This window comes from Cribrihabitans pelagius, from assembly GCF_048820915.1.
GTDB lineage: Bacteria > Pseudomonadota > Alphaproteobacteria > Rhodobacterales > Rhodobacteraceae > Cribrihabitans_A > Cribrihabitans_A pelagius.
The window spans coordinates 1-13721 of the sequence record NZ_JBMERR010000039.1; the positions used below are offsets into that span (position 1 = coordinate 1).

At 65.1% G+C, this 13721-nt stretch carries 13 protein-coding genes; 7 read left to right on the forward strand and 6 right to left on the reverse strand.

Annotation, left to right across the window (positions count from 1 at the left end; all coding sequences use genetic code 11):
* Positions 1-240: 240 nt before the first annotated feature.
* From ACOHX0_RS20930 to ACOHX0_RS20940, 3 genes are all read right to left on the reverse strand, one after another.
* A complete protein-coding gene (locus tag ACOHX0_RS20930; protein WP_420679180.1) occupies positions 241-1062 on the reverse strand; it encodes an ATP-binding cassette domain-containing protein in 822 nt (273 codons plus the stop codon).
* A 1-nt stretch (position 1063) separates the two neighbouring features.
* Positions 1064-2188, reverse strand: coding sequence for an ABC transporter permease (locus tag ACOHX0_RS20935; protein ID WP_420679181.1), 1125 nt, complete (start codon positions 2186-2188; stop codon positions 1064-1066).
* An 83-nt stretch (positions 2189-2271) separates the two neighbouring features.
* Positions 2272-3222: a sugar ABC transporter substrate-binding protein gene (locus tag ACOHX0_RS20940; RefSeq protein WP_420679183.1), complete on the reverse strand. Its 951-nt coding sequence runs from the start codon at positions 3220-3222 to the stop codon at positions 2272-2274.
* A gap of 179 nt (positions 3223-3401) precedes the next feature.
* Between ACOHX0_RS20940 and ACOHX0_RS20945 the strand changes: the two genes are divergently transcribed.
* Positions 3402-4406, forward strand: a complete 1005-nt coding sequence (locus ACOHX0_RS20945; RefSeq protein ID WP_420679184.1) for a LacI family DNA-binding transcriptional regulator — start codon at positions 3402-3404, stop codon at positions 4404-4406.
* Here the strand turns inward: ACOHX0_RS20945 and ACOHX0_RS20950 are convergent.
* The 3 genes from ACOHX0_RS20950 to ACOHX0_RS20960 are packed head-to-tail and all read right to left on the reverse strand — an operon-like array spanning position 4403 to position 7565.
* The gene (locus ACOHX0_RS20950) at positions 4403-5536 is read right to left on the reverse strand and encodes a Gfo/Idh/MocA family protein (RefSeq protein WP_420679185.1); all 1134 of its coding nucleotides are present in this window, start codon (positions 5534-5536) and stop codon (positions 4403-4405) included. The two genes, ACOHX0_RS20945 and ACOHX0_RS20950, sit on opposite strands and share 4 nt — an antisense overlap.
* A 12-nt stretch (positions 5537-5548) precedes the next feature.
* Entirely contained in the window at positions 5549-6442 is an 894-nt protein-coding gene (locus ACOHX0_RS20955) for a TIM barrel protein (protein WP_420679187.1), read from the reverse strand.
* Between the two features lie 19 nt (positions 6443-6461).
* A complete protein-coding gene (locus ACOHX0_RS20960; protein WP_420679188.1) occupies positions 6462-7565 on the reverse strand; it encodes a Gfo/Idh/MocA family protein in 1104 nt (367 codons plus the stop codon).
* A 123-nt stretch (positions 7566-7688) separates the two neighbouring features.
* Here ACOHX0_RS20960 and iolD point away from each other — a divergent pair, with 123 nt between their 5' ends.
* From iolD to ACOHX0_RS20990, 6 genes are all read left to right on the forward strand, one after another.
* Positions 7689-9557 (forward strand): 3D-(3,5/4)-trihydroxycyclohexane-1,2-dione acylhydrolase (decyclizing), encoded by a 1869-nt coding sequence (iolD, locus tag ACOHX0_RS20965; protein WP_420679190.1) that lies wholly within the window; start codon positions 7689-7691, stop codon positions 9555-9557.
* Positions 9557-10537, forward strand: a complete 981-nt coding sequence (gene iolC, locus ACOHX0_RS20970) for a 5-dehydro-2-deoxygluconokinase (RefSeq protein ID WP_420679191.1) — start codon at positions 9557-9559, stop codon at positions 10535-10537. Before iolD ends, iolC begins: the two co-directional genes overlap by 1 nt.
* 12 nt (positions 10538-10549) lie before the next feature.
* Positions 10550-11407: a 5-deoxy-glucuronate isomerase gene (locus ACOHX0_RS20975; RefSeq protein ID WP_420679192.1), complete on the forward strand. Its 858-nt coding sequence runs from the start codon at positions 10550-10552 to the stop codon at positions 11405-11407.
* Positions 11404-12234: a class II fructose-bisphosphate aldolase gene (locus tag ACOHX0_RS20980; RefSeq protein WP_420679193.1), complete on the forward strand. Its 831-nt coding sequence runs from the start codon at positions 11404-11406 to the stop codon at positions 12232-12234. Before ACOHX0_RS20975 ends, ACOHX0_RS20980 begins: the two co-directional genes overlap by 4 nt.
* A gap of 1 nt (position 12235) precedes the next feature.
* The gene (iolG, locus tag ACOHX0_RS20985) at positions 12236-13225 is read left to right on the forward strand and encodes an inositol 2-dehydrogenase (RefSeq protein ID WP_420679194.1); all 990 of its coding nucleotides are present in this window, start codon (positions 12236-12238) and stop codon (positions 13223-13225) included.
* Between the two features lie 155 nt (positions 13226-13380).
* Positions 13381-13721 (forward strand): DDE-type integrase/transposase/recombinase (locus ACOHX0_RS20990; protein WP_420679195.1); only part of this gene is annotated, 341 nt, incomplete at its 3' end.

A 13721-nucleotide genomic window follows, 5' to 3' on the forward strand; every position in this document is an offset into this window, starting at 1 on the left:
AGCCAGGGCCGCGCGCGCCGGTATCGAAACCTTCCGCACCATTCGAAAAGGCCAATTCGAGAATTGTGAGACCGGAGTGCTCAACGAGATCGCCTTCATCGCCAAACTGTTCCCGGAGGCTGCATGAAGGCGAGCACTGCCGGCGACAACCACAGCCCTCTGCCGTTAATGCAACGGACCTGTCTCAGACAAGACCCCGCCGCCATATGGGTCGCCGGGATCTTGCCATTGTCCATCGGGTCAGACCGTTCCGCCAAGCGACCCTTCAAGCTGCGCCAGCTCCTGGCCGCCCGCCATCAGGTCCTGAAGCTCCTCGGGCGAGATCTCGCCCCGCTTCGCCGTCCCCAGTGTCTTGCCCCGGTTGAGCACGGTGAAACGGTCGCCCACGGCCAGCGCATGGCGCACGTTGTGGCTGATGAATACCACGCCGATGCCCTGTTTGCGGACCCTGTCGATCGTGGCCAGCACGTTCGACGTCTGACGCACGCCAAGCGCCGAGGTCGGCTCGTCCAGGATCAGGATCTTGGCGCCGAAATGCACCGCCCGCGCGATGGCCACCGTCTGGCGTTCACCGCCCGACAGCGTGCCCACGGCCTGATCCGGCCCGCGCAGGTTGATGCCCATCTTGCGCATCTCTTCCATGGTCACGGCGTCGGCGTGCTTCTTGTCGAAGAATCTTATCCCGGCGATCTTGCGCTCCGGTTCATTGCCCATGAAGAAGTTCCGGCTGACGCTCATCAGCGGGATCATGGCCAGATGCTGGTGCACCGTCGCGATCCCGGCCTCGATGGCATCGCGCGGATCGTCGAAGTGCATGGGCTTGCCTTCGAAGAAGATCTCGCCGGCCGTGGGCTGATGAACGCCGGACATGGTTTTGATGAAGGTCGACTTGCCCGCGCCGTTGTCGCCCAGAAGGCAGTGGCACTCGCCGGGTTTCACGTCGAAGCTGACGCCGGCCAGGGCAATCACGCGGCCGAAGTGCTTTTCGATGTTCTTCATCTCGATGATGGGGGCGACATCGCTCTTGGGATCGCCGTGATGGAATGTACCGTCGTCGACCATATCAGCGTTCCCCCGTGATGATGCGCCGGATGTAGGTGTTCAGGATGACGGCACCCAGCAGGATCACGCCAAGGAACACCCGGAAGAGCGAGCTTTCCACACCGGCAAAGAACAGGCCCTGCTGCACCACGCCGAAGATCAGCGCGCCAAGCGCCGCGCCGAGAACCGAGCCATAGCCGCCGGTCAGCAGCGCGCCGCCGATGACCACCGCGATGATCGCCTCGAATTCCTTGAGCAGACCGCGGTCGGCCCCGGCCGAGCCGAACTCCATCACCTGGCAGACCGCGAAGACGGTGGCGCAGAAGGCGGTGAACATGAACATCAGGATCTTGACCCGGCTGACCGGAACACCCGAGTTGCGCGCCGCCTCGGCATCGCCGCCTGCCGCGAAGATCCAGTTGCCGAACTTGGTCTTGGTCAAAAGCACGTGGCCGAAGAGGATCAGCGCGACGGCCCAGACGATCAGCATCGGGATGCCGTCGACGACCGGCTGCCCGGCCTTGGTGCCGCGTTCGAAGGTGGAGATGATCCCGGCGTCGCCCAGCCAGGTGAACAGACCCTGCAGGATCTTGCCGCCAAAGATCTGCGCGAGCCAGTCGCCTTCTGCCACGTCGCGGATGCCGCCGATGATGGTTTTGCGCTCGATGACCTGGGGCAGGTAGATGGTGAAGCCGCGCAGGATGAAGAGGAAGGCGAGCGTCACGATGAAGCTGGGCAGGCCGGTGCGGACGACGATCCAGCCATTCAGCGCGCCGATCGCAATGCAGAGCGTGAAGGTCACGATGATCGCCATCCAGACGGGCCAGGCGTAAGTGACCGAGAAGATTGCGATCATCATGCCCGCGAAGCCGATCATGGAGCCGACCGAAAGATCGAATTCGCCCGCGATCATCAGCAGGCAGGCGCCCACGGCAATGATCATGAATTGAGCCGAGACGACAGACCAGTTCATCACGCCCTGGCTGTTGAACATGCCGCTGTCGAAAGCGAACAGAAGAAAGAAGGTGAACACGGCAATTGTTCCGACGATGCCACCCAGCTCGGGACGGATCAACGCCTTACGAAACGCAGAAATCTCTTTGATGCGTTCGTCGGATTTTGCCGTGGGTTGGGCCGCGTTTACCATGCGACATCTCCCCAATGACTAGGATTTCACGGAAGCGAAGCGGGGAAGGACGCCGCGATGGCGGCATCCTTCCAGCGTGAGAATCAACGGTATTCGCCCGCGAATTTCTCGACCATTTCGAGGCCGTCGGCAGTGACGAAGCCGGGGCCGGAGTTGATGTTGTTGCCCGGCAGGACGCCGTAGCGGTGGTAGTTGGTCAGCACCACGACCGGCAGGTAGGCCTGCAGGAAGGGTTGCTGGTCGATGCCCCACTCGATGACGCCGTTCTTGATACCTTCGACGATTTCGCCGCCCAGATCAAAGGTGCCGAAGTAGATGTCACCGGCCATGCCGTTCTCTTCCAGCGCCAGCAGGGTCGGATCGGCCGAGGTCGGGCCGAGGGTCAGCACGGCGTCAGTATCGGGATTGGACGACAGGTAGGCCATGACCCGGTTCTTGATCTCGCCCGGGTCCTGCCCCGCGTCGATCATCTGGTTGCCAAGCTCGATGCCGAGACCGTCCGCGAAGCCCTGGCAGCGTTCCGACGACGACGGCTGCACGATGTAGTGGTTCACGCAGAGGAAAGACTCGATGCCGTCCTTCTTGGCACGCTGACCGGCGGCGAGCCCGGCGTCGTATTCGGGCTGGCCGACATACATCAGGGCCCCGATCTCGCGCGCCTTTTCGGGGCTGCCGGTGTTCATGATGATGACGTCGATGCCGCTGTCGATCGCGTTGCGGATGGGTCCTTCGAGGATGTCAGGGTCGGCCAGCGTGGTGATGATGCCATGCGGGCCCGAGGCTGCGGCCTGATCGATGATCCGGGCCATGTCGGCAAGGTCGCCGGTTGGCGGGTTGCGGTATTCGACCTCGACGCCCATCTGCTCGCCGGCAAGAGCGATGCCGTTCTTGATGGTGTTCCACCAGCTGTCGCTGTCCGGCGCATGGCTGACGAGAATGTACTTCTCGCCTTCGGCAGACGCGCCCGTGGCCGCGATCAGCGGAGCTGCGGCGGCGGCCGTGGCCAGCGCGAGCTTCCTGATAATCGAACTCATGTTATCCTCCCTGGAATCTCGAAGTTCGGGGCGGGTCGGACCCATCCCCTCGCACCGTAACGTAACGCCAAAGCGGCTTCATTGCAACCGGTTGCATCAAGGATTCGAGATTCGGGGTGTTCCAGCTGGAAAATCGCGGTAAAATCGGCGGAAATACAGCGTAGTAGGGAACCGGTAGCATGGCGGTGACATTGAAAGAGGTTGCGGAAAGGGCGGGCGTTTCGCGCTCGGCCGTGTCACGCACTTTCACCGATGGCGCCTCGGTATCCGACACCATGCGGCGCAAGGTGGAGAAGGCCGCGCGTGAGCTGGGCTACAGCCCGAATGCGCTCGCCTCGTCGCTCACCACGGGGCGGACCAAGCTGATCGGGCTGATCTCGAACAACTTCCACAACCCGATCTTCCTTGAGGTCTTCGACCTCTTTACCCGCGGGTTGCAGGACCGGGGGCTGAGGCCTTTGCTGGTCAACCTCTCCGACGAGACAGACCCGCAAAACTCGGTGCGGATGCTGCGGCAATATTCCGTCGACGGCGCCATCGTCGCCTCCTCGACCCTGCCGCCCGGCTTTGCCAAGGCGTTCCGCGACGCGGGCGTTCCGGTGGTGCATTCCTTCGGCCGCTATTCCTCGGCCCCGGACGTCCACGTGGTGGGTATTGACAACCGCGCGGCCGGGCGGCTGGCGGCGCGCACGCTGGTGGAGCGCGGCTATACCCACGTGGGCTTCATGGGCGGGCCGGAATCGGCGACCTCGACCCAGGACCGCTATGCCGGCTTCATGACGGAAATGTCGGCGCATCCGAAGGTCAAGGTGAGCTATTCCTTCGCCAGGGCCTATTCCTTCGACGCCGGACGGGACGAAATGCTGCGCCTGCTGCAGGAGACACCGGCGCAGGCCTATTTCGGCGGCGACGACGTGCTGTCCATCGGGGCTCTGTCGGCGGTCCGGGACTGCGGGCTGGACTGCCCGGGCGATGTGGGGATCATCGGGTTGAACGACATGGAGATGGCGCGGTGGGCGAATATCGACCTGACCACGATCCACCAGCCGATCCCTCAGATCGTGACCTCCTCCATCGAGCTGATGGTGGCCACGCTGGAGGATCGTGACCGCTATCCCGAAGCGCGGATATTCTCCTGCTCGGTGGTCGAGCGGGGCACGTTGCGCCCCGCTCCGCAAATTTAGCGGAACATCGGCGGACGGGCGTCGATCCAGGCGCCGTTGTCCCTGGCCGAAGCCACGGCCGCGTGCACCGCCGCCATCGAACGCACGCCGGCTTCGGCGCCAGGCAGGCCGTCGCGGGTTTCGCCCGCAATCGCGTCGGCCAGGTCGCAGTAGATGTTTGCCACCGCCAGCGGGAAGCCCTCGGGATGCGCAATCGACACCCGGCTGAGGCGCCGGGCATCTTCGTGCAGCCCGCCTTCCCCTTTCTCGATGATCTGGGTGCGTCCGCCGACGGGCGTGTAGATCAGCTGGTTCGGCTGTTCCGAGGCCCAGCGCAGCCCGCCGGTTTCGCCGAAGATCTGGATGTCGAAACCGTGCTGCCGCCCGATCGCCACCGACGAGGTCCAGAGCCGGCCGACCGTGCCGCCGGACATGCGGAAATTGACCATCGCGTCGTCTTCCAGCTCGCGGCTGGCGATGGCTGATGCGAAGTCGGCCGAGAGCTTCTCGACCTCGTCGCCGCAGACGAAACTCGCCATGTGCAGCGCGTGGATGCCGCAATCGGCGAACTGCCCCGAGACGCCGGCCATCTTCGGATCATAGCGCCAGCGGACGCGCGGATTGTCTGCATCCGTGGCATCGCCGTGGTGGCCGTGGCTGAAGTTGGTGACCACCAGACGGACCTTGCCGATCTCGCCGTTGCGCACCATCGCACGCGCCTGCCGCACCATCGGGTAGGCCGAATAGCAGTAGTTCACCGCGCAGACCTTGCCCGATTTTCCGGCCACGCGGACGATTTCCTCGCCTTCCTCCACCGTCATCGTCATCGGCTTTTCGCAGAGCACGTTGAAGCCTTCTTCGAGGAACGCCTTGGCGATCTCGAAATGGGTGGCGTTGGGCGTGGCAACAGTCACGAGGTCGATCCGGTCGCCGCGGTTCTTTTCGCCCTCCAGCATCTCTTTCCAGTCGCCATAGGCGCGGTCGGCGGCGATGCCCAGACGCTGCGCAAAGGCGCGGCCCTCTTCGGGGCGGTGATCCAATGCGCCCGCGGCAAAATTAAAGCGTCCGTCGGCCTGCGCGCCCAGACGGTGCGCGGGTCCGATCTGGCTGCCTTCGCCGCCGCCGATCATGCCCCAGTTCAGTTTTGCCATGTCCTTGCCTCCCTATTTGAAGCCGATGGATTCGAGGTATTCGCGGTTCTTGCGCGCATCGCCCAGCGTGTCCGGGGCGAGCGTCGGGTCGCAATCCTGCTCGACGGTGCACCAGCCTTCGAACCCGTTGTCGAGCAGCACCTGCCGCACGGCAGGGAAGTCCACGTCGCCTTCGCCCAGATTGCAGAAGATGCCCTGGCCGCAGGCGTCGTAGAAGCCAGTGCGGCTCTCGATCACGCGGGCCTTCACTTCCGGGTCGATATCCTTGAAGTGCATATAGGAAATGCGGCCGATGTGCTTCTTCATGAAGGCCACCGGATCAAAGCCCGCATAGGAATGGTGGCCGGTGTCGAAACAGATCTTCAGGATCTTCTCGTCGACCTCCTCCAGCAGCCGCTCCAGCTCCGGCTCGAAATCCATGAAGCCCGCCGCGTGGGCGTGGATGCCCACGGTCAGCCCGTATTCCCCGGCGCCGATGCGGGCGCTCTCGGCGATACGGTCGCGGTAGGCGGCCCACTCGGACTTGTCCATCTGCTCGGCCTCACCGGCGCGGCCTGCGGTGGGCGCGCGGCGCGGCGAGATTGAATCGATCAGCACCATGTGCTGCGCGCCATGCGCCTTCAGCGCCTTCGCCGTGCGGTGGGTGGCGTCGAGCACGTCGTCCCAGGCGCCCGGATCGTGATAGGCCCGGAAGACCACGCCGCCGATCAGCTCCAGCCCGTTTGCCTCCAGCCCGTCGCGGAGCATGGCCGGGTCTTCGGGCATGAAGCCCACGGGGCCAAGTTCGATGCCCTTGTAACCCGCCTCGGCGCATTCCTTCAGCACGTGCTGCCAGGTCGGGTTGCGCGGGTCGTTCGCAAATTCCACGCCCCAAGAGCATGGCGCATTGCCGATTCTGATTGTCATTTCTCGATGTCTCCCGTCGTCAGAAGTCTGTGATGTCTTTCCAGGATCCGCTGTCGGCCGAGGCCAGCGTGGCGGCGATCACCCGGTTGACCTCGTGCCCGTCGCGGAATGTGGGCCAAAGCGCCTTGCCGGTCTCGATAGCCGTCAGGAAGTCCTTGGCCTCGATGATGATCTGGTCCTGGTAGCCGGTGCCGTGGCCCGGCCCCTGGCAGAAGGGTGCGTAGTCGGGATGCGCCGGGCCGGTGAGGATTTTCGTGAAGCCGCGCGTCGCCTCCGGCCCCTCCCTGCGGTAGAGCCAGAGCGCGTTCTGGTCCTCCTGGTCGAAGCGGATCGCGCCCTTAGTGCCCGTGATTTCATAGGCATAGCCCATCTTGCGCCCGGTCGCCACACGGCTGAAATACATCTGTCCCATGGCACCGTTCTCGAACCGGCACATCATCTGGGCGTGGTCGTCGTTGGTGACCTCGCCGCCGGGCCGGGATTTGTGAACGGTTTCATAGCTTCCCATGACCCGTGCAATCGGCCCCATCAGGGCCAGCGCTCCGTTGATCATATGCGGCGCCAGATCGCCCATCGTGCCATTTGCCATGCCGCTGGTGCGCCACGACGCCGGGGCCGCGGGGTCGGCAAGGAAATCCTCGGTATGTTCGCCGCGGAACCAGGTGATGCCGCCGATTTCCCCGTCTGCGATCAACTTGCGCGCGAACTGGCTGGCGGGGGTGCGGATATAGTTGAAGCCCACCATATTGACCGCGCCCGCGGCCTCGGCCGCGGCTACCATCGCGGCGCTGTCGTCGAGCGAAGCGCCCAACGGCTTTTCGCAGAACACCGGTTTCCCGAGCCTGAAGGCCGCCTCGGCGATTTCGCGGTGGGTCTCCTGCGGGGTGGCGATGACGATGGCCTCAACCTCGGGCGCCTCCACGAGCGTGCGCCAGTCGGCGGTGGCACGGGCGAATCCATAGGCCGCGCGGTAACGCTCGGCGCTCTCCGCGCTGGAGGCGCAGACAACCTCGAGCCGGGGCCTCAGGGCGGTGCCGAAAATCGCCCCCACCGAGGACATCGCAACCGCGTGCGCCTTGCCCATGTAGCCGCCGCCCAGAATGCCGATTCCGATCTCAGCCATCACGTCCCTCCCTTTTTTGCGAATATGGTTTGCAACCGGTTGCAAAAGTTGTATCGTGAGTCTAGACATCCCGCAAGCCGCAATCGGCCGGCCGACAGGATTTCCCAGGGAGGGTTCGCGCATATGACTACGACAGAGGGCACCATCCGGCTCACCGCAGCCCAGGCGATCATTCGCTGGCTGTCCAGCCAGTATATCGGCATCGGCGGGCAGGAGCTGCGCGTCTGCGGCGGCGGCTTCGGCATCTTCGGCCACGGCAACGTGACCTGCCTCGGCGAGGCGCTGAACCGCGTCCGCGAGGAATTGCCGCTCTATCGCGGCCAGAACGAGACCAGCATGGGATTCGCCGCTGCCGGTTACGCCAAGCAATGGCTGCGCCAGCGCTTCATGTTCTGCACCGCTTCTGCCGGTCCCGGCACCGCCAACCTGCTGACCGCCGCCGGGCTGGCTCATGCCAACCGGCTGCCGATGCTGATGCTCTGCGGCGATAGCTTCATCACGCGGCTGCCGGATCCGGTGCTGCAGCAGATGGAGAACTATTACGACCCCACCCTCGGCGTGAACGATGCTTTCAAGCCGGTCAGCCGCTATTGGGACCGGATCTGCCACCCGGCACAGGTGATCCAGTCGCTGCCCGCCGCGCTGGCCACGATGCTCGATCCGGCGGACTGCGGTCCGGCATTCATCGGTCTGCCGCAGGATGTGCAGGGGTGGACCTATGATTATCCCGAGAAGTTCTTCGAGAAGAAGGTGCACCGGATTCGCCGCCAGCCGCCGGATGCGGCAGAGATTGCCGATGCGGCGGACGCGTTGCGGGGCGCCGAACGCCCGATGATCATCGCGGGCGGCGGCGTGCAGTATTCGCGTGCGGTGGACGAGCTGACGGCCTTTGCCGAGAGGCATCAGATCCCCGTGGTCGAGACCATCGCGGGCCGGGCCAATATGGTGGCGGCGCACGGGCTCAATATCGGGCCGGTTGGTGTCACCGGATCCGACAGTGCCAACGCGGTGGCCGCTAAGGCCGACGTGATCCTCGCGGTTGGCACCCGGTTGCAAGATTTCACCACCGGATCCTGGACGGCCTTTGCCAAGGACGCCCGGATCGTCGCGGTCAACGCGGCCCGTCACGATGCGGGCAAGCACATGTCGCTGCCGGTCGTGGGCGATGCGAAATTGTCCCTGACGGCTTTGAGTGACGCGCTCGGCTACACCGCGCCCGAAACCTGGGTGAACTTCGCCAAGGAAGAGCGCAGCAGGTGGGATGCCTACGTCGCCGAGAACGTGAAGCCGGGCAACCGGCCCAATTCCTATGCCCAGGCGATCGGCGTGGTGAACGGGCTCTGCGACAAGCGCGACCGCATTGTTGCCGCCGCAGGGGGCCTGCCGGCCGAGGTCACGGCCAACTGGCGGACCCTGGATACCGGCACCGTCGACGTGGAATTCGGTTTCTCCTGCATGGGCTACGAGATCGCCGGCGCCTGGGGCGCGCGCATCGCGCAGGCCGAACAGGAGCCGGAGCAGGACACCATCACCTTCTGCGGCGACGGTTCCTACATGATGCTGAACTCGGACATCTACTCCAGCGTCCTGAGCCGGAAAAAGCTGATCGTGCTGCTGCTCGACAACGGCGGCTTCGCGGTCATCAACAAGCTGCAGAACAACACCGGCAACGAGAGCTTCAACAATCTGCTTGAGGACTGCCCGACCATCCCGGAACCCTTCGGCGTGGATTTCGTGGCCCATGCGGCCTCGATGGGCGCCAGGGCCGAAAAAGCCGCCAACCCGGCGGAGCTGGGCGAAGCCTTCAAGCGCGCCAAGGCATCCGACAGGAGCTATGTGATCGTCATGGACGTCGATGCCTACGAAGGCTGGACCACCGAAGGCCACGCCTGGTGGGAGGTCGGCACGCCGCACATCACCGGCAGCGACCGTGTGCGCAAGGCGCATGAGGACTGGGAAGCCGGCCGGGCCAAGCAGCGGCGGGGCGTGTGATGGAGCGGTTGATACACGGCATCAAACAGGGGCGTTTCGCCGTCTTCGGGCGGGCGGGCATGGACATGTACGCCGACCCTCAGGGCACCAAGGCCGAGCACGCAGAAACCTTCCGCGCCGGTCTCGGCGGCTCTTCCGCCAACATCTGCGCGGGGCTCTGCAAACTGGGCATGAAGACGGCGCTGGTCACCTCGGTCAGCGACGACACCGTCGGCCGTTTCTGCACCAACCGTCTGCGCCACTACGGCGTCGGCACGCAATACGTGAAGGTCATCGGCGGTGAATACCGCGTCTCGCTCGCGGTCTATGAAAGCACCATGGACGACTTCCAGCTCTGCATCTACCGCAACAACGCGGTCGACTTTCAGGTGACGGAAGAAGACGTCGACCGGGTGGATTACGCCAGCTTCGGCGCACTCATCACGGCCGGCACGGTCTTCGCGGCCGAGCCGTCGCGCTCCTCGACCTTCCGCGCCTTCGCGAACGCCCGCAAGGCCGGGCTGCCGGTGATCTTCGACATCGATTACCGCGCCTACAGCTGGCCGTCTCCCGAGGTTGCCTCCGAGGTGCTCACCCGCGCAGGCGAGGAAAGCGACATGATCGTCGGCAATGACGAGGAATTCGGCTTCATGGCGGGCAGCTTCGGCAAGGGCCTTGACAAGGCCCGTGAACTGGCCGCCAGGGGCAAGCTGGTGATCTACAAGATGGGACAGGAGGGCGCGATCACCTTCGCCAACGGCGAGGAAATCCGCACCGGCATCTACCCCGTCACCGCCGTCAAACCCAACGGCGCGGGCGACAGCTTCATGGCAGGCCTGCTGGCCGCGATTGCCGAAGGCCGCCCGCTGCAGGAGGCGGTCCTGCGCGGCTCTGCCTGCGCCTCCATCGTGGTCAGCCAGCCCGGATGCGCACCGGCCATGCCGGCCACCGCCCAACTTGAAGACTTCCTGGCCGCGCACCCCGGCCCAACCGACACCTGAAAGGAGAGGCCGATGCACATCGCGCCCCATGACAACGCCAACAAACCCATCGTCGACGCGGACCACGACCGCGTGCCGCTCAACTACTTCAACATCGTGAAACTCAAGCAGGGCGAGAGCTTCGAATACTCCGTCGACGGCTACGAGACCTGCGTCGTCCCTGCCACCGGCACCGTCAACGTCGAGGTTGACGGCACCGCTTACGACGGCATCGGCCAGCGCACCGAAAACGTCTGGGACGGCGAGCCCGAAGGCGTCTACGCCCCGGTGGGCGCGTCGGTGCGCATCACCTGCACCACCGGCGCGACAGAGACATTCATCGCCGGCGCAAAATACGACAAGAAGCTCGCACCCTTCGCCGTCCGCGCCGCCGATCTCGACGTGGTGCAGTATGGCTCGGACGACACCAAGACCCACCGCAAGATCAAGCACATCCTCGGCGCGAACCATCACGGCAAGGTCGGCCGGCTGCTGGTCTCCGAGCTCTACACGGTGGGACAGGGCGGCTGGTCGGGTTTCCCGTCACACAAGCATGACACCGACCGTCACGACGGCAATGGCGAGCTGATCGAGACCCGCCACGACGAGACCTACAACTTCCGCTTCCGGCCCGACTACGGCTCCGGCCTTCAGATGCTCCAGCGCGAAGAAGGCAAGCCGGGCGACGCCTATCACATCATGGACGGCTCCACGATCCTGATCGACAAGGGCTACCACCCCTGCGCCGTGCTGCCGGGCTACGAGATGTATTACTTCACCATCCTCGGCGGCCTCAGCCAGCGCAGCCTGAAGCAGTACTTCCAGCCCACCCACGCGGAACAGCTGCACACCATCCCCGGCATCATGGACATGGTGGCAAAGTTCAAATGAGCCTCGTCACGCTGTCAGACGTCCTGCAGCCCGCTCTGCGCGACGGCCACGCCGTCGCGGGCCTCGTCACCCTCGGCTGGGAGGACATGCGGGCCTATGTGGCCGCCGCCGAGGCCGAAGGTTGCCCGGTGATCCTGCAAGCCGGCCCCTCCTGCCGCGAACACACGCCGCTGCCGGTGCTGGGCGCCATGTTCCGGCATCTGGCCGAAAACGCCTCCGTCCCCGTCGTCGCCCATCTCGACCACGGCTACACCGCCGAGGACTGCCGCATCGCCATCGACAGCGGCTTCACCTCGGTGATGTACGACGGTTCGCGCAAGCCCTTGGCGCAGAACATCGATGAAACCGCGGCGATTGCCGGAATGGCCCGTGCCGCGGGCGTCTCCTGCGAGGGCGAGATCGGTTTCGTCGGCTATTCCGGCGGCGAAGGTTCTGCCGGGACCGACCCCGAAGAGGCCGCGCAATTCGCCCGGGAGACCGGCGTGGACGCCATGGCCATTTCGGTCGGCAACGTCCATTTGCAACAGGACAAGGAGGGCGGCCTCGACGAGGCCCGCATCCGCGCCATCGAAGCGGTGACCGAAGTGCCGCTGGTGATCCACGGCGGCTCCGGCGTGCCGGTGGCGCAGCGCCGCAAGCTGGCGCGGGGCTCTTCCATCTGCAAGTTCAACATCGGCACCGAGCTGCGCATGGCCTTTGGTCACGCCCTGCGCGAGGCCGTCGCCCGCGACCCGGACCGCTTCGACCGCGTGCAGATCCTCAAGGAAACCCACGACCCGCTCGTCGCCGCCACCCGACTCGTGCTGCAAACCTTCAAGGGAGCCTGACATGCTCAACATCGGACTTCTGGGCTGCGGCCGCATCGGCCAGGTCCACGCCCGTTCCATCGCCGTCACCGAGGGCGCAAGGGTGAGCGCCGTCGCCGACGCCTTCGAGGCCCCGGCAAGGGCGCTGGCCGGCCAGACCGGAGCCGCCGTCATGGAGCCGCTCGCGCTTATCGACAGTGCTGACGTCGATGCCGTTGTCATCGGCACCCCCACCGACACCCACTATGACCTGATCCATGCCGCCGCCGCCGCTGGCAAGGCGATCTTCTGCGAGAAGCCGGTCGACATGTCCGCCGCCCGCATCCGCGACTGCGGCCGGGCGGTCGAGGCCGCGGGCGTGCTCTTCATGACCGCCTTCAACCGCCGCTTCGATCCCAGTTTCGCCAACGTTCAGTCCCGGATCGCGGACGGGGAAATCGGCAGCGTCGAGATCGTGACAATCCAGTCCCGCGATCCCTCGCCGCCGCCGGTCAGCTATATCCGGAGTTCCGGCGGACTGTTCCGGGACATGATGATCCACGACCTCGACATGGCCCGTTTCCTGCTGGGGGAGGAACCGGTGACGGTCTATGCGGCGGGCGCATCGCTGGTCGACCCCGGAATCGGCCAGGCCGGCGACGTGGATACGGCGGCAGTGACGCTGTCCACGGCCAGCGGCCGGATCTGCCAGATCACCAACTCCCGCCGCGCCAGCTACGGCTATGACCAGCGGATCGAGGTGCACGGCGAAAAGGGAATGCTGCGCGCCGGGAACGTGCTGGAAAACACCGTGGAGGTTGCGACTTCAGCCGGATTCAGAAAGGCGCCCGCGCAGCACTTCTTTCTGGAGCGCTATGAGGCGGCCTATCGCGCCGAGATGGCGCATTTCGTCGACTGTGTCGTCAATCAGAAGCCCGTATCACCTGGAATGGAAGATGGTTTGCGCGCTCAGCTGTTGGCAGATGCCGCGACGCGCTCTTTCGAGCAGGGCACGGTCATTCGCATGGATTGATGTCCGAAGGTAGACACGTGGTGAGCGGCGAGGCGGGGCCATACCGGCCGGCAGCTTCGCGGCGAACATCCAGTACAGCACCCGGTAAAGAGGGGTCCGTTGCATTAACCGTCGTGAGGTCAGAGACATCGCTGCCCCAAGCTGAGGAGTGAGCGATGTCCCGGCGCAATCCGTTCAAGCGGCACCGGTTCCCGCGCGAGATCATCCTGCTGGCGGTGCGCTGGTCCTGCCGCTGGCCGCTTTCGTGCCGGGACGTGCGAGGTATGCGTGCTGAGCGGGGCGCGGCTGTTGATGCCTCGGCCGTTCACCGCCGGGTGCGAAAGTTTGGTCCCGGAATCCGGAAGCGGGCCCAAGCCCGGCACCGCGCCCGGCGCGGGCTGCAATGGCGTGTCGATGAGACCTGCGTTCGCGCGGGCGGGCGCTGGCGTTGCCTTTGGAGGGCCGTGGACCCGTTCGGCCAGCTGATCGATTTCCGCCTGACGGCGCGGCGGGATGC